At 62.2% G+C, this 16,435-nt stretch carries 13 protein-coding genes and 2 pseudogenes; 9 read left to right on the top strand and 6 right to left on the bottom strand.

Features of this window, described 5'->3' with window-relative positions:
• The first annotated feature begins 8 nt into the window (after positions 1-8).
• From ddpX to AC07WT_RS30695, 7 genes and pseudogenes are all read left to right on the top strand, one after another.
• Positions 9-575 (top strand): D-alanyl-D-alanine dipeptidase, encoded by a 567-nt coding sequence (gene ddpX, locus AC07WT_RS30725; RefSeq protein ID WP_494949870.1) that lies wholly within the window; start codon positions 9-11, stop codon positions 573-575.
• Positions 576-640: 65 nt separating this feature from the next.
• Positions 641-2,248, top strand: a complete 1,608-nt coding sequence (locus AC07WT_RS30720) for an ABC transporter substrate-binding protein (protein ID WP_494949869.1) — start codon at positions 641-643, stop codon at positions 2,246-2,248.
• A 55-nt stretch (positions 2,249-2,303) separates the two neighbouring features.
• Positions 2,304-3,374, top strand: a complete 1,071-nt coding sequence (locus AC07WT_RS30715) for an ABC transporter permease (RefSeq protein ID WP_494949868.1) — start codon at positions 2,304-2,306, stop codon at positions 3,372-3,374.
• Between the two features lie 64 nt (positions 3,375-3,438).
• The gene (gene nikC / locus AC07WT_RS30710; RefSeq protein ID WP_492594210.1) at positions 3,439-4,353 is read left to right on the top strand and encodes a nickel transporter permease; all 915 of its coding nucleotides are present in this window, start codon (positions 3,439-3,441) and stop codon (positions 4,351-4,353) included.
• 1 nt (position 4,354) lies between these two features.
• Positions 4,355-5,233 (top strand): ABC transporter ATP-binding protein, encoded by an 879-nt coding sequence (locus tag AC07WT_RS30705; RefSeq protein ID WP_494949867.1) that lies wholly within the window; start codon positions 4,355-4,357, stop codon positions 5,231-5,233.
• The gene (locus AC07WT_RS30700; protein WP_494949866.1) at positions 5,230-6,009 is read left to right on the top strand and encodes an ABC transporter ATP-binding protein; all 780 of its coding nucleotides are present in this window, start codon (positions 5,230-5,232) and stop codon (positions 6,007-6,009) included. Before AC07WT_RS30705 ends, AC07WT_RS30700 begins: the two co-directional genes overlap by 4 nt.
• Positions 6,010-6,549: 540 nt before the next feature.
• A pseudogene (locus AC07WT_RS30695) lies at positions 6,550-6,660 on the top strand (IS110 family transposase); the annotation flags it as partial.
• A gap of 215 nt (positions 6,661-6,875) precedes the next feature.
• Here the strand turns inward: AC07WT_RS30695 and AC07WT_RS30690 are convergent.
• Positions 6,876-7,421, bottom strand: a complete 546-nt coding sequence (locus AC07WT_RS30690; RefSeq protein ID WP_494949865.1) for a DUF2059 domain-containing protein — start codon at positions 7,419-7,421, stop codon at positions 6,876-6,878.
• Between the two features lie 6 nt (positions 7,422-7,427).
• Between AC07WT_RS30690 and AC07WT_RS30685 the strand changes: the two are divergent.
• A pseudogene (locus AC07WT_RS30685) lies at positions 7,428-8,000 on the top strand (IS110 family RNA-guided transposase); the annotation flags it as partial.
• Positions 8,001-8,561: 561 nt separating this feature from the next.
• On the opposite strand, the gene AC07WT_RS30680 reads toward AC07WT_RS30685, so the two are convergent.
• The 4 genes from AC07WT_RS30680 to AC07WT_RS30665 form a co-directional block, all read right to left on the bottom strand.
• Positions 8,562-9,557, bottom strand: coding sequence for a tyrosine-type recombinase/integrase (locus AC07WT_RS30680; RefSeq protein ID WP_494949864.1), 996 nt, complete (start codon positions 9,555-9,557; stop codon positions 8,562-8,564).
• Positions 9,550-10,491, bottom strand: coding sequence for a tyrosine-type recombinase/integrase (locus AC07WT_RS30675; protein WP_494949863.1), 942 nt, complete (start codon positions 10,489-10,491; stop codon positions 9,550-9,552). Before AC07WT_RS30675 ends, AC07WT_RS30680 begins: the two co-directional genes overlap by 8 nt.
• A complete protein-coding gene (locus AC07WT_RS30670; protein ID WP_494949862.1) occupies positions 10,488-11,729 on the bottom strand; it encodes a tyrosine-type recombinase/integrase in 1,242 nt (413 codons plus the stop codon). The genes AC07WT_RS30675 and AC07WT_RS30670 overlap by 4 nt, the downstream gene beginning before the upstream one ends.
• A gap of 277 nt (positions 11,730-12,006) precedes the next feature.
• Positions 12,007-15,252 carry a hypothetical protein gene (locus AC07WT_RS30665; RefSeq protein ID WP_494949861.1) on the bottom strand — a complete coding sequence of 1,082 codons (3,246 nt, stop codon included), beginning with the start codon at positions 15,250-15,252 and terminating at the stop codon, positions 12,007-12,009.
• Positions 15,253-15,406: 154 nt separating this feature from the next.
• On the opposite strand from AC07WT_RS30665, the gene AC07WT_RS30660 reads away from it, so the two are divergent.
• Positions 15,407-15,829, top strand: coding sequence for a hypothetical protein (locus AC07WT_RS30660; RefSeq protein WP_494949860.1), 423 nt, complete (start codon positions 15,407-15,409; stop codon positions 15,827-15,829).
• A 247-nt stretch (positions 15,830-16,076) separates the two neighbouring features.
• Here AC07WT_RS30660 and AC07WT_RS30655 read toward each other — a convergent pair whose 3' ends face one another.
• The gene (locus tag AC07WT_RS30655; RefSeq protein WP_494951083.1) at positions 16,077-16,328 is read right to left on the bottom strand and encodes a hypothetical protein; all 252 of its coding nucleotides are present in this window, start codon (positions 16,326-16,328) and stop codon (positions 16,077-16,079) included.
• Positions 16,329-16,435: the final 107 nt, after the last annotated feature.

Genomic DNA, 16,435 nt, shown 5'->3' with positions numbered 1-16,435 from the left:
CCCTTTCGATGACCGTACCACACCGACTGATCCACATCACGCCCGAAAGCCACGGCGTCGACATCGACCTCGTCTACGCGACGGATCGCAACCTGACCGGCAAGCCGATCTACAAGGCGGCGCATTGCCTGCTGCTCGCCCCTGCCGAAGCGGGTCTGCGCAAGGCCGTCGCAATCGCAAGGAGCATCGGCACGACACTGCGGATTTTTGACGCGTACCGTCCGCCACAGGCGCAACAGGTACTGTGGGATTTCCTGCCCGATCCGACGTATGTCGCCGACCTCGGCCTGGGTTCGAACCACAGCCGCGGCACAGCGCTCGATCTGACGCTGCTCGATGCGAGCGGCAGCGAACTCGACATGGGCACGGGCTTCGATGCCATGACGATCGAGTCCGAACACTTTCATCCTGACCTGCCCGAGCACGTGCAGCGCAACCGGTTGCTGCTGCTGGGCGTAATGCATGCCGCGGGGTTCGCGCACATCAAGAGCGAATGGTGGCATTACGAGTTGCCCGATTTACGTGTACTGCCGCTCATCGACAACAGCGAAAGCGGCCCGTTGCGTCTGATGTAGTGGCTTTCTAATTCCAGCATCCGTTGTTCCCCTACAGGCTCTACCCCATTCCTTACGGAGCAAGTATGAAACTGGTATTGCGCAATGCGCTGGCGGCGGCAGCGGTCGCCTCCGCCCTGACCCTGGCGTTCACGGCGGCCGGCCTCGCCCAGGCGGCCACGCCGAAAGACATGTTCGTCATGGCGACATTCCTCGACGAATTCACGACGCTCGATCCCGGCGAAGTCTATGAACTGGTGCCGGAAGAATACGTCGCGAACACCTATGACCGGCTGGTACGCGTCGACCTGAAAGACCCGTCGAAATTCAATGGCGATGTGTCGCAATCGTGGACCGTGAGCCCCGACGGCCTCACGTTCACGTTCAAGATCCGTCCGGGCCTCAAGTTTCACTCAGGCAACGCCTTGACCGCGGACGACGTCGCCTGGTCGATCCAGCGCACGGTCCTGCTCGATAAGGGCGCGGCAGCGGTGCTGCAAGGTATCGGCCTCACGAAAGACAACGTGCTGAACAACGTGAAGAAGGTTGACGACGCAACCGTCAGCGTGACAACCGACCAGAAATATGCACCGACGTTCGTACTGAACGTGCTCGGCGCGTGGCCCGCCTCGGTGCTCGACAAACAGCTGCTGATGTCGCACCAGAAGGGCAATGACTTCGGCAACGACTGGCTGCGGACGAACGAGGCTGGTTCCGGCGCCTACAAGCTCGTGAAGTGGACGGCGAACGACAGCATCGTGCTGCAGCGCTTCGATGGCTATCGTATGCCGCTCGCGATGAAGCGCATCGTGCTGCGTCATGTGCCGGAAGCATCGAGCCAGCGCTTGCTGCTAGAGAACGGCGATGTCGATGTCGCGCGCAACCTGAGTCCAGACGATCTGTCCGCGCTGACAAAGTCGGGCAAGGCGCACGTAAGCGCGGTGCCCCAGGCCACGTTGCTGTATCTCGGCCTGAACGTCAAGAACCCGAACCTCGCGAAGCCGGAAGTCCAGGAAGCCATGAAGTGGCTGATCGACTATAACGGCATCCAGAACAACGTCGCCAAGACCACCTACAAGGTCCACGAAACGTTCCTTCCCGAAGGGTTTCTCGGCGCGCTGAACACGAATCCCTATCAGCAGAACGTCACGAAGGCGAAGGCGCTGCTCGCGAAAGCCGGTCTTCCAAACGGCTTCTCAGTGACAATGGACGTGCGTACGGGCTACCCATACAGCGAAATTGCGGAGGCCGTTCAAGCGAATCTCGCACAGGGTGGCATCAAGGTTCAGATCATCCCCGGCGACAACAAGCAGACGCTCGCGAAGTACCGCTCGCGCTCGCACGATATCTATATCGGCGAATGGTCGGCGGATTACATCGATCCGCATAGCAACGCACAGGGCTTCGCGTGGAATCCGGACAACTCCGACAAATCGAGCTACAAGATGCTCGCGTGGCGCAATTCGTGGGACATTCCGGATCTGACCAAAGAGACGAACGCGGCGCTTGCAGAATCGTCGACGGCAAAGCGTGCGGAGATGTACCAGACGATGCAGAAGCAGATGCTCGCCCGCTCGCCGTTCGTGGTCGTGTTCCAGCAGGTCTCGCAGGTAGCCACGCGCCCGGGCGTGACGGGTCTCGAAGTGGGTCCGATCAACGACCTCGTGTCGTATCGTGATCTGAAGAAGCAGTAACGGATCAGGCGAAGGCGAAACTGCCGCGGCTTCGCCTTCGCCCGAGGAACTCATCATGTCGACTCCCCTCACGACTTTCGACCGCATGCGTGCGCTTTCAGGCGAAAGCGCCAGCGTACGCTGGGCGTTGCGCCTCGTTCGCTGGATCGTCACGCTCGTAATCACGTTCACCGGTCTGCTGGCGGTCACGTTCGTGATCGGCCGCAAGGTGCCAATCGACCCGGTGCTGGCGATTCTCGGCGATCGTGCGTCGGCGACGGCGTACGCGGCGGCCCGCATCCAGCTCGGTCTGGACAAACCGCTCGCGGTTCAGTTTCTGATCTACGTTCGCGATGTACTGCACGGCAATTTCGGCATGTCGCTGCTGACCGCGCACCCCGTCATCGAAGACATCCAGCGCGTGTTCCCCGCAACGCTCGAACTGGCGACGCTGTCGACGATGCTTGGCGTGCTGATCGGCGTGCCGCTCGGCGTGATTGCCGCCGTGCGCCATAACCGCTGGATCGATCACGTCGCGCGCTTCGTCGGGCTGGTCGGCAGCTCGATGCCTGTGTTCTGGCTCGGTCTGATGGGCCTGCTGCTGTTCTACGCGAAACTGCACTGGGTATCGGGACCGGGGCGTGTCGATCCTGTGTTCGATGGCATGGTGGACACGCACACCGGTAGCCTGTTGATCGATTCGATAATCGCCGGCGAATGGGACGTATTCTTCAATGCCTTCTCGCACATCGCACTGCCTGCGGCGATCCTCGGCTACTACTCCGTGGCGTATCTGAGCCGGATGACGCGCTCGTTCATGCTTGAACAGCTAAGCCAGGAATACATCACGACTGCGCGTGCGAAAGGTTTGTCCGAGCGGCGTGTGATCTGGCGTCACGCATTCGGCAACATCGCTGTGCCGTTGCTGACGGTGATCGCGCTCACCTATAGCTATCTGCTCGAAGGCTCGGTGCTGACTGAGATCGTCTTCGCATGGCCAGGTATAGGTTCGTATCTGACGGGTGCGCTGCTGAACGCCGACATGAATGCCGTGCTCGGCAGCACGCTTGTGATCGGCGTCACGTTCATCGCGCTCAACCTGCTGACCGACGCGCTCTATCGCGTGTTCGATCCGCGCGCGCTCTGATGTCCCGGAGGTCTCTTTCGTGCTCCCCCCTTCCGATGAATCTGCGCAAACGCAGGACTGGCCGATGAATGCCGCGCCCCGACACTGGAAAGACTGGCTGCTGAGCGACACGCCCGCGTCCCGCAAACAGGCCGCGCTCGGTCTTGCCTATCGCCGCTGGCAGCGTTTCGCAGGCAATCCCCTGTCCGTCTTCGGTTTTGTGATTCTTGCACTGCTGATCGTCGTCGCGGCAATCGGACCGCTGATCGCGCCGCATGATCCGTTGCAGCAGGTGCTGTCCGACCGCCTTACGCCGCCCGGCTCCGCGTCTCACTGGCTGGGCACCGACCAGCTTGGACGCGACATTCTCTCGCGCCTGATATACGGCTCGCGGCTCACGCTTTCGATTGCGATTCTCGTGGTGGTGATCGTCGTTCCCGTGGGCCTGCTGATTGGCACCACCGCCGGCTTCTTCGGCGGCTGGGTCGACAACGTGCTGATGCGGATCACCGACGTGGCGCTCGCGTTCCCGAAAATCGTTCTCGCGCTGGCGTTCGCTGCCGCGCTCGGCCCCGGCGTCATCAATGCGGTGATCGCGATTTCGATTACCGCGTGGCCGGCGTATGCGCGTCTCGCGCGCGCCGAGACGTTGCGGCTCGTCCAGGCCGATTTCATTCACGTCGCGCGCCTGCAGGGTGCATCGCGGCTGCGCATCCTGCTGCGCTATATCGTGCCGTTGTGCTCGTCGTCGGTCATCGTGCGCGCGACGCTCGACATGGCCGGCATCATTCTCACTGTCGCGGGTCTCGGGTTTCTGGGGCTTGGCGCACAACCGCCGAGTCCCGAGTGGGGCTTCATGGTCGCATCCGGCCGTAACGTGCTGCTCGACTCCTGGTGGGTTGCCACCATCCCAGGCTTTGCGATCCTTCTGGTCAGTCTCGCGTTCAATCTGCTCGGTGACGGTCTGCGCGACGTCTTCGATCCGCGTCATGGAGGCTGACATGCAGCCCAATACAACGCAGCCGCTGTGCGACATCGACGATCTGCGCATCGGCTTTCGCGGTCGCGACGGCGAGTTGACAGAAGCCGTGCGCGGCCTGTCGCTGACGCTCAACCGGGGCGAGCGCCTGGGCATCGTCGGCGAATCCGGTTCGGGCAAATCGCTGACCGGGCGCGCGCTGCTCGGCCTGCTGCCGCCAGCCGCGCAATACTTCGCGAAGACCATGAAGTTCGACGGCCAAGACCTGCTGGCGATGCCCCCGCACAGGCGCCGGCTGCTTTGCGGTCAGCAGATGGGCATGATCCTGCAAGACCCGAAATATTCGCTGAATCCGGTGATGACGGTCGCGCAGCAGATACAAGAGGCGTTCGCACTGCACGGCCCGAGACTCAGTCGCCGTGAGATACGCGAGAAGATCGTCGCGGCGCTCGCTGCCGTGCATATCCGCAATCCGGAGCGCGTCGCCGATGCGTATCCGCACGAGTTGTCCGGCGGCATGGGCCAGCGCGTGATGATCGCGATGATGGTGTCGTCCGGCCCGCGCCTTCTGATCGCCGACGAACCCACCAGCGCACTCGACGTGCTCGTGTCGATGCAGGTGCTCGGCATTCTCGACGAGATGATCGAAAAGCACGACATGGGGCTCATTTTCATCAGCCACGACCTGCCGCTTGTGATGTCGTTCTGCGACCGCGTCGTCGTGATGTACGCGGGACGCGTGGTGGAAACGTGCGCTGCGCGCGATCTCGTGCATGCGCAGCATCCTTATACGCGCGGGCTGCTCGCGGCGAATCCGCCGCTCGTCAATCCGCTTGATGAACTGCCTGTGTTGAAGCGCGACCCGGCGTGGCTCACTCAATCGACGGGAGTCTCCGCATGATCGATGTCAAGGCCCTGACGGTTCGGTTCAAAACGAAGACCGGTTACTTCGATGCGGTCCGCAACGCGAGCTTTCACGTGGGTGAAGGTGCAGCGTTTGGACTCGTCGGCGAATCCGGTTCTGGCAAGTCGACCATCCTGCGCGCGCTGACGGGCCTCGCGCCCGCCGCTGGCGGCCAGATGAAAATCGGCTCGCATGTCCCCGGAGAAAAGATCGATCGCTCGTCCCGCCGGGACGTGCAGATGGTGTTTCAGGATCCGTACGGATCGTTACACCCGCGCTTCACGGTCGATCAGACCTTGCGCGAACCGTTGACGATCAATGGCATCGACCGGCAGGACGAGCGGATCGCCGACGCGCTGCGCGAGGTCGGGCTGGGTCCGGCGTTCCGGTTCCGCTATCCGCATCAGCTGTCGGGCGGCCAGCGGCAGCGCGTCGCGATCGCGCGGGCGCTGATCGTCGAGCCGCACGTGCTGCTGCTCGACGAACCGACATCTGCGCTCGATGTGTCCGTGCAGGCCGAAATCCTCAATCTCCTGCGACGGCTCCACCGCGAACGCAATCTGACGATGATCCTGGTGAGCCACAACCTCGCGGTGATTGGCTTTCTCTGTTCGCGCGTGGCCGTGATGCGCAACGGCGAGATCGTCGAAGAACTCGGTATCGATGCGATCCGCGCGCAGCAGGTTGAGGACGATTACACGCGCAGCCTGCTGCTCGCTACTGGAGGTTATCAGCGCAAGACGGTCAAAGCGAACGGCCTGGACGCTTCATAGACAGTCTCCATACTTACCCGGCAACAGCGACAGGGTATGACGCGATTCCATACGCCGTGCACGAACTTATAAATCTCCGCTCGCGGCCGCTCTCGACATCGTGCTCGAAGGCGCTCGGACTTGGTTTGACGCCGCGCAACAGTTGCTCACTTATGACGGAGCAAGGCTGCTCGCCTCGGTGTTTCCGGTCCTGTCTGGCGGGCTTGAGGCTCGGCAGGAGACGTTGATCGCCGGTGGTAAAGAGCAGGACCTGGCGTTCACACTTGGCGTCCTTTCCGCCATTGAGGGGACGCCCTGCATCTACGGGCTTGTGCGCAAAGTCGTGGCCGCTCTTGATCCCGGGAGCTCTTTACTGGGGGAGGCCCGATCGGCATTGCGACCAACGGGTGTTGGGCACGGCGCGTTTGGCTTTGCGAAACTCTGCGCCGCGCCCAGATGCTCGAGCGGCCGTCCTGGGAGCCTCCCCAACTAATGTGATGGTCCGCCCCGCCCCGCCGGACAGGTTAGGCTGGCAGTGTTCATACCGAACTGGAGACCATCATGGACGACGTAACGCTCGTTGGTATCGATCTGGGCAAACACAGCTTTCATCTGCATGGGCAGGACGCAAAAGGAAAGGCCGTGTTCCGCAAAAAACTGAGCCGCAAGCGTCCGGCACTATCAGATTGCGCTCAATGAACTGCTGCGCGAACAGCGCTCGCCTCCTGGAAACCCTCACCCTCCTCGTGACAACGAGGCCGATCCATTCTGACTAACGACCGGCACGCTCGACCATGGGCGCCAACGACTGGCCACGGTTGTTGACGCTTTTACTTAACCTTGCGCCGCCGTTTAGTGTCGGATTTGCACCGCCGCCAACAGGACCTCTACTTGGCCATCAGGCTGTTCACCACCTCACGCCCGAACTGGTCCTGCACTGCGAGGAACCTGCGCCCAGCCGGGCTCTCGTAGAACGTGGTCAGATCGTCGATTTCCTGCGCCGTGTAGTACCGGCTGTACGCGTCGGCTTCCAGTTGCATTGCGGCCTGCCTGAACGGACTGGTCGTGAATACCTCGCCGGCCGAGCCGACGATCTTCGGCACGGCGTCTTTCTGCAGCGTCGGTACGGCCGCCTGCTTTTCCTGCTCCGACAGCGTCGTGTTCGCGCGCAACGCTTCCGACAGGATCGACGGCACCATTTGCTGCGCCTGCGTGCGCGCACTATTGGCGATCGCACTGACACGCTGTTGCGCGTCGATCACGTTGAGCAGGTTATCGATCGCGGGCTGCTTGGCCGGATCACCCGCGTCGGCTGCGAGAGGCGGTAAAGCCCGCTGACCCAGCGGCGCCTGCGCGATCGCGACGGCCGGTTCGAAGGCGGCGCAGCTGGCTATCACCATGATCAGCAAGGCGACAAGGCAGGCTTTCATCATGGCAGCGTGGTGTTGCCACAGAGCCCCGAGCGTTTGCGAAGAGAAATCGTCGCACATCTGGATGCTCTGCCGGGCTGGGCCAGGCGGTCCATCAGCGATCTGCTTGAGCATGCCGGCAACATCGAGGACCGGCTGGTCGAATACGATCGCGCAATCAGCGAAATCGCGCGTGAGGATGCGCGCAGTCGGCGACTCATGCAATTGCGTGGCATCGGACCGACGACGGCCAGTGCCTTGCTTGCGAGCCTGGGTGCCGGACATGACTTCTGGAATGGACGCCAGGTGGCCGCATGGCTCGGTCTGACGCCGGGCCAGCACAGCAGCGGTGGCAAGGCACGGCTGGGCAGTATCACGAAGGCAGGCGACCCTTATCTGCGCAGTCTGCTGGTGCTCGGAGCTCGCGCCGTCATTGCGAATCTCGGCGAGAAGCAGGACCGCATCAGCCGCTGGGTACGAAACCTGGTCGAGCGGCGCGGATATTGGCGTGCGGCCGTCGCCATTGCGGCCAAGAATGCGCGAATGGCCTGGTCGATCCTGAAATACGACGACGACTTCAGGTACGAAACCGTTGCAGCATGACCACCGTGCGGATCCATCGACCCTAACCTGCCAGCGCGACGGACATCATGAGCGAATAGACGATCACTTTGCACTGCCAGCGGTGATGTGAAGCGGGTTGGACCCGCGTGGGGCGTACCTGATAAGGCTACAGGGATTTCATTCCCGGTCAGCGAACGAGGCCCTCGCGCGCGTCTTTCATCAGGGTCCGGGCCAAAGGCCCAACATGACCGGCTGTAGTACCGCAGTCCTTCACCTTCTCACACGCACCCGAACGGCATTGCAGCACATTAACAAAGAACCACGCTTGAGCTTGCGCTTAACGGGGAAGCCCTTGTAGTTTCCTTAGCGGAATTAACGGACCTCAACAAATCCAGCGGAAACTCGGCAACCTGGATGCCAGTGTCCACCGTGGAAAGCTCAACGAGTCGTTGTGGGCCCAACTGAAGGCATGGCCGGAAGGCACATGCAACGACCGGGGTCGGGGTCATGAGTATGGTGTGGTAAAAAATATGTGCTGCTCGATAACGAACCAGGCCAAGGCAGCGCCTTTGTGGCAAGCGAACAGCACATATTATTCGGTTACAAGGTGCGGAGGAAGGTCAGCAGGTCGGGCTGATCGCGCCATTGCTTTTGTCCTTCGGCACTGCCTTCCACTTCGCATGTCGCCAGCGCCCGCGCCTTTGTTTGCAGATTGATCTCGGCGTAGATATTGGTCGTCTCCAACGAAACGTGCCCAAGCCAGCCGCGTATCGTATTGATGTCGACACCGGCCTGGAGTAGTAGCGAGGCGGTTGTATGCCGGATCACATGTGGGTGCACATTCTTGCCAGCAAGTGACGGCGCGTTGGCTGCAGCGCGGATAGCGCAGCGCTTGACCAAGGCATGAATACCGGAGCGCGTCATCGTCTGGTGGAACCGGTTGAGGAACACCGGTGCGGCGGCGCCCCTTCCCCCGGACTGTGAGCGCAACGCATCGAGCGTGGATTTCCAGAGCGGGCAGCGGCGATGTTTGTTCCCCTTGCCGACGATGCTGACCGAACGCGTGTGCCAGTCAATGTCGCCAATCTTGAGTTGCGCAGCTTCGCTTGCACGCGCGCCTGAGTTAAACATGAACAGCAGTAACGCGTGTTCGCGCTGCCCCTGCGCCGTATTCACGTCGGTGGCGGCCAGCAGGGCGTCCATTTCCTGCTTGCCAAGATAGTTGATCTCCGGACGACTGGTTCTCTTGACGGGAATCAGGTGAATCTGCGCCCACCAGTCGACGTATTCCGGTGCATGTTCGCCGATGAAACGGGCCAGCGCATGAATGCCGCCGAGTCGCTGATTTCGTGTGCTGACCGTACAGTGACGCTGTTCTTCCATGTGTGTCAGGAACAGGCGAACCATTTGCGGAGATAGATCATCAACGGTCAGGCGGTCAATCCGCTTGTCGACCTTGGCAGCCAGATAAGGAAGCAACAGGATGAGCATGTCGCGGTAACTTTTTTGGGTATTGACGGCAAGGTTGCGTTCGCCCACCAGATGTTCGATCAGGAAACGCCGGATCCACGGACCCAGCAAGGATGAGTTATTCATGGTGCACCTCCAGAACGTAAGCTTCGAAGCGCGTGCTCGCTTCATTCAACAACTCGGGCGTTAGGGTAAGGTAGCGTTGGGTGCCCGCGAGATCAATGTGGCCGAGATAGGTGGCCAGTGCCGGTAACAACAGCTGCAGATCAGCGCCGCAGCGATACCAGGAAATTAGCCGGTGCACTGCGCCTGAGTGCCGCAAGTCATGCAACCTTGGCTGGCAGAACGCACCGCCTTCGCGGTGGATATTTGCCAGGATGCGCTGTCGCTGAAAGGCCCTACACACAGCTTTTTGGGTCAGGGGGCGACCATCGCGTAAGCAGAAGAACGGCGCAGCCGGTGCCTGCCCAAATCTCTGGTTGCGTTGCCGGGCATAAGCTTGCATTGCACTATTCAGATCTGCGCCTAGCGGAACCAGCCTCGATCTGTAGAATTTGCTCTCGCGCACGTGCAGGACGGCTTCGTCGAGATTGACGTCCTGCATGGTTAGCCGCAAGGCTTCGCCATGACGGAGGCAACCGCCGTACAGAATCAGAATGAGCGCACGCAAAACGTATGCATCCAGCAGACCGTATGGACTGCATGCCGTCGACGCCACTTCGAGCAGGCGCTTTAATTCCTGCTGCGAATAAATATAGGGTGTCAGCGGTGGCGGCAATTTCGGACTGTAGCGAGGAAGCGGAGAAGCCGTGACATATCCACGCGAGAGGGCGAAACGAAACAGGCAGTCAAGTACTGATCTTCTCTTGCCCCAATGGTTGGTCAGAGGCCTATTGCCAGTCAGGAAGTCGTGTACCTGTTCGACTGTGACCGACTCCACATCAATGTTGCCATCAACCCGGCGGCAGAATGAGGCAAGCGTGGCCGCCTCGGAATCGAAGCGCATGCCCAACGCCCGTTTATGGCTCACGTATTGGGCGACAAGTTCGGAGAGCTTCATAGCAGACTCCCCAGATCGATTTCGGCCACACACCCCAGTCCGGTTAGGTCAACCTTCGCATAGGTTCTCGTCGACGAAGCGCTGCGATGGCCGAGATGGTCCCCGATCTCCTTCAGGGCAAAGCCCGCGTCGAGTAAATGCCGGGCGTTGGCGTGCCTCAGGCAATGTGCGCCACGTCGTGGGATATCGATACCAAGCGTCGCGAGACGCGAGCGGACAATGCTACTTACGCGTCCGGGTGATAGCGGTCGGATCGGTGCCTCGACAGACAAGAACAGCTCGCGATGGGCGCTTCGTGGACGCGCTTCCTTCAGGTAGCGCAGAATCGCGTTTCCAACTGTCGGCACCAGCGGGTATTGCTGTGTGCAACGCTGCTTGGGACGATGGACATGAAGGATCTCGCTGCACCAGTCTATATCCTCCAGACGGAGCCGTACCACCTCGCCGCGCCTCAGTCCGTAGACAACAAGCAGCAGGATCATCGCACGGTTGCGTAGATCGATAGTGCTCTCGCCGACAAAGCTGGCGACGAATCTTTGCACATCCTCCCAATTCGGCCCGAGCGGCAACCCCTCCTCTCTATACACCACTGGTGCTTCAATGCCCGATGCAACGTTGGTAGCCCACCCTTGTCCTTCTGCGTACCGGAAGAAGTTGCGCAGCGTGCTCGCAAGCGCGTGCAATGAAGCTCTGCTCCAGCCGCGGTTACCTTGATACGCGAGGTAGGTGTCGAGATCGTGGATAGTGAGAGCATCAAGTGCCCTGTCAGGGCGACAGACCATTGTCAGAAAATGACCGATCTGATCGCGACAGTTTGAAATCGTAGCAGGGGAAAGTCCTCGCTGGTCGCGCATGAAATCGACGTAGTGCTCGACATAGCGAACAAAAGGTTCTTCCGTGGGATGCCGTTCGTCCAGACACCCCAGAAAGCGCAGCCAGGCCGTTGCGGTATGGATGAACAGAAGCCGCGAGCTGCGGGACTCGTTCGTGCGCTTACTTCGGAGAAGTCGAATCCGATGGTCAACCGCAAACGCGATTTCCTCGTGCGTTATTAACCGTGGGCCGGACAGATCCATGCTCTGTGAAAAAACCAGCAGGATCCACGCGATCTTGCGGATCGACTTAGGCGGATAACCCAGTTCCTGACAATTTACGAGGAAGCGCTTCCTGGATTCCACGCAGGGCGCGAGAGTGTGGGCAGCAAGAGCATGCGGACGCGTAAAGAGAGTCTCAAACATGATATTCCCCCAATGTTGATCAGTGGAATATCAGTATCAGCCTGAAATTATGTTGTCATGGACGCGTCAACCTGGTAGGCAATACAGGGGCATTGAGAGGCACCGCGACATATTTTTTACCACACCATACTCATGATTATGGGCTCGAGCCCATAATCATGAGAACGGCATCGTTGAATCGTCGCATCGTTGAAGGGTTCTGATCGGCTGAGTGCCGGGGCACGGCGCGCGTATCACGCACCTGCACCCGTGGATATCGCCGCATTGACCGCGGCGATCAGGACGACGTAGGCACCAGTACCGACAGCTCACGCACGCCCGACACCGACTGCGTGCTCTGCGCATTGAGCATGAACGACAGGCCGGCCGTGCGCTGTGCGGCGAGCGCCTCCAGTACATACAGCGTCGGTCGCCGCCAACTGCTGTCGTCGCCGAGCGTCTGGGCGATCTCGGCGTCGATCTTTGCCAACTCGGCCGCGCGCGCCGACGATGCGGGCTGCGTCTCGTGGTGCCCGCGCAACTTGTAGAGGAAGTCGAGCCGCTTGCCCGCGTGGTCGGCCATATAACGACGCTCACCCGTTATCACGTTGCCGGCGTGGCCGTGTCCGACGAGCGTCAGCATCTCGTCGAGCTTGCGCTGGGCTTCTTCGCCGCCGCCTTGCCCGCTGACGAATCGCGGGCGGTAGTGATCGACGTACTGCTTGAACTCCTCGAAGGTGCCGAACTCGGTGTCTTTGAACGAGAGCCTGGCGGCGACACGATCGCCGTCGCGACCCACGCGCAGTGCCGCAGCGGTGTTGTTGACGACGAGCGTCGTGCCGATGCCCACGTAGGGCACCGTCGGGAAGCCCAGCGCGGCAACGCGGCCGCGCTCGTGCGCAGGCACCCCGCCATGCGGCAGCTCGGCGCCCGGCAGGGTCTCGACCAGCGTCGCGCTGACCGTCGCGGACAGTCCGCGACTGTTGGTTGCCGCGTTTACCGCGAGGCTGCCGGTCTTGTCGTCGATGCGATTGCGTGTAGCCGAGCTGGTCAGCGCAGCCGAAAACGCCGGCCCCACCCGCGTGCGCGGCGTGCCGAAGCGCGCGGTTGCACTGGCCGAACCGCTCACGTACCCGGTCTCGTTGCGGTTTTCGGTCCAGTTGATCGACACCGCCGGGTCTTTCGCGAACTTGCGCGCCAGACCGCTCCACAGCTCGTCGGCGTTGCGGGGCGGACCGCCTGCCGGGCCGCAGGTGCGTGCGGTCGCGAGCACGTCGACCAGTCTGCTGCGCCACGCGTCCGGCGGCCCGCCGATGCGTTCCGATTCGGAGCGGCGCACGCGGATCGACACGCCGCGCGCGCCGCCCGACGTACGGCCGAAGCGCACGCCGCCGGACACGCCGATCGTCGCGACGTCGTGCTTCTTGCCGCCGACGGTCCAGCCGGCGAACGCGCCGATCCCGCCATAGCGCGATGTGCGCGCGTCGGAGCCGATGAACAGGTGGCCGAAATGCTCGCTCGAGCCAATGTCCATCACCGCGTGGCGGCCCTTCAGGTAGCCGCCGTCCGGCAGCGCCACGAGCGCCGGTATGGCGGCTTTGCTCGATAGCGCCGCCAGCGACTCGGCGGGCACGCTCGCCACGCCGTAGCTGCCGCCGCCGGTAAAGCGCATGTCGTACGTGTCCGGCATGGTCCTGATCAGTTCTTCGAGCGCGGTAAATTGCGCGTCGGTGCCGTCGCCATGCGTGCGCACGTCCCGGTCGAACCACTGGCGGAAGCGGCCGAGGTGTTGCTCGACCTCAGTCGGTACGGGGGCATCCGCCAGCGCCCATGCTTCGCGCGCCCAGCTCTCGAGGTGCGCGGGCGTCAGACGCTTCAACCCGTCCACCTGTTCGCGTATCAGCGCTACATTGCGTGCGCGGCTGGGCTGCCGATCGGCATCGTCGACCGCTTCGCCGGCGACACCGATGACTGGCCCGCTGGACATCAGCGCCCGCGCGCGCACGGCGATCGTGTCGCGCTCCGCGCGGCCGAGCCGGGTGTGCTCGCGCAGGCCGCTCGCGGCCATGCGCTGCTCCCAGTGATCGAGCGCCGCGAGCCTCGCGGCGCACAGCGCTCGCTCGCGCTGCGGCATCGTGTTGCCGAGCAGCGCATCGCGCAAACGCTGCTTCACCGAGCCGAGCGCTGTAGTGAACGCCGCGAACTGATCGTCCGGGTGACCGAACAGCGCGCCGCGGGTGCCGAAGGCCTGCAACGCAATGAGCGGCGACTTCTTCTTGCCTGCCAGTCCGGACAGCACCCGGCCCAGCTTGCCGTAAGACGCGGCGCGTTCGACGTACTTGAACAGCTTGAACGAACGCTCGCGCGTGCGCTCCAGCTCGGTGCCGGGGCCTTCCTTGCTGAAGCCGTTGCGCCATGCCAGATACGCGTCGGCCAGGTGCGGCGGCAGCTCCGCGCGCGGATCCGCCTTCAGCGTCAGCGCGGCCACCAGCGCTTTCGCGGTGAGCGTGTCGCGCGGATCGATCCTCCAATGCGTGCCGTCGCGTGCGGACCCGGCCGGGTTCGGTTCGACCGTGCGAGTGCGTTGTGCGGCGGGCAGATTCGTGTCCGCGAGATCGGCCAGCTGCTCGAGGCTGGTCAGTCCGGGCAGCGGCTGCCTTTGCAGCAGATGGCCGGCCGCGCGCAACGCATGCCGGAACGCGTCGCGCTGGATTTCCGCAGCTTCCGAGCCGGCCTCGGCGACGCGCGGGCCGATCAGGTGCGGCGCGATCTGCAGCAGCGTGTCGAGGCCGACGCCGCTCTTGCCCAGCACGATCTGCAAACGCAGCGCGTCGGCCTGCACCGCAGGGTCCGCCGCGGCACCGTCGCCGCGCAGCGCTTGCAGTGCATGCCGCGCGCGCGCGGGGTCGCTGTCGCTCGCTTGTGCCAATGCGTGCGACACCATCACCGCCTTCGCAAATGCGTCGGCTGGGTCGACGCCGGCGGCGACGCGGGCGGACGCCAGTTGCTGCAGCGCTGCGACGAGCGCGTCGACATCCGCTTCGATAAAACGTCCGGCGGTTTCGATTTGTTTCCACTGCCGCTTCACGTACTCGGGCATTCCGTGCGCGGTCAGCAGATTCGCAGGCAGACCGGCCTGTATGTTTTCGTGCGCGGGCTTCGCCTTGCTTTCGGCGCTGGCGTTCAGCGGGAGCGAAGCAATGTTGCGCTCGTGCTTGCGACCGAGCGAGCGCGGTCGGCCCGCGTCGGCGTCCGGCGTGAGCAGGCGGTCGAGCTTGGGCTTCGGCCGGGCGCGGCGCGGCTCTACCCACGTGGTGCTGTAGAACGGCGTCGCGACGGTCTTGCCGGTCGCCTTGAGCGCCTTTTGGGTTTGCTTGCCGAGCGCGCGCAGTGCATCGAGCGTCGCATGGCCGCCGCGAGATTTCGTGGTGCCGCGCACCGCTGCACCGGCAGCCGATTGGTCCGCGGTAAGGCCCTGTGGAGACGGAACCTCGACGGACGAGTGAGGCGCGCTCGGCAGTGACGTCGAACAGGATGAAGACATAGTGACCTCCGCTGTCGCAGTAGACGAAGTGGCATGCCGACGGGTCGTCTCGCGAACAATGGGCGGACGGGCCGGTCAGTCGGGCGCCAGCATATGGGTCAGCAGTGAGTCGGTCGGCGTGCGCCGACGAAAGCTTTGCTCCCGCAGCGAACCCGTGCATATATCCGTTTTGCATACGGTGGGCGGCGCGACGCGAAAATGTGTATCGCCGGGCGACACGCTTTCGTGTTCGGACGAGCTATTCGAGCTGTTCCACTCGCGAAAACACCGCCGTCTAATGACGGCTCGTCACACGGGGACAGCATTTTTCTTTGCTAACGTAACTTTTCGTAAGGGGCTCGGTACTTACGCACACAACAACTTATTAAACAAGGAAAAACTCATTACCGAAAGCTTGCCAAACCTTGCGCATGGCGAATGCGTCGTCGTGGGTGATGCTGTATTGCTACCGGCAGTCACCAAAATGCCGCTTCCAAGCCCCGAGCCACACTCCCAGAGTGTCGAAGTTCACAACGAGTGGAAGGAGCAATGGCGCGACGTGACGTTTGGTGATGTCATTGCGCGATGGCGCAAATGAGTGCGACGGCTACTTCGAGCCAGCCTGCCCGCTGGGTGTGCTCCAAGTCCACCGCCGAACGGCTGCTTTGTGGCTCATGCATGGAGGACCGCTCCTGGCCGGCTTCTGCCCGATGACGCCACACGCAAACTGCCGGGCGTCCAACCCCACGTGACGTAGCAGCTGGGCCCCTAATGCCACGAAAGCTGGCGGTCGGGCGGTTGTGGCCGGCTCCGCAGTCGCCGCCTCAGTTGCCGCGAAGCGACACTTATTCGTGCCCTGTCACGAACTTTTTCGTCGCGTGATAGCCGTGCCTTGTTGCATCGGCAACGGCATGGCCGGCCTTCTTCGTACCGTGGCCGACCGCGTGCGCGGCATCGCGCACAGCATGTCCGCTCTTCTTTCCTGCCGTCTTGACATCGTTCTTGAACTCGTGAGCACCTGTAGCCAGGCTCGCATGCGCCAGCGGGCTGAGCACGGCCAGCACGAACAGAATGATCGAAATTCTCGTCTTCTTCATCACGTTGATTTTCCCACATAAGATTGGTGCGCACGATAGCTGATCAAGCCGGATCACCATTTCTTCCAGATACAACGGATCGTTTTTGTGACGGGCAGCAGTCGTCA

The organism is Paraburkholderia sp. GW821-FHT02A12, assembly GCF_059422005.1.
This window is presented reverse-complemented; position numbering and strand designations above follow the sequence as displayed.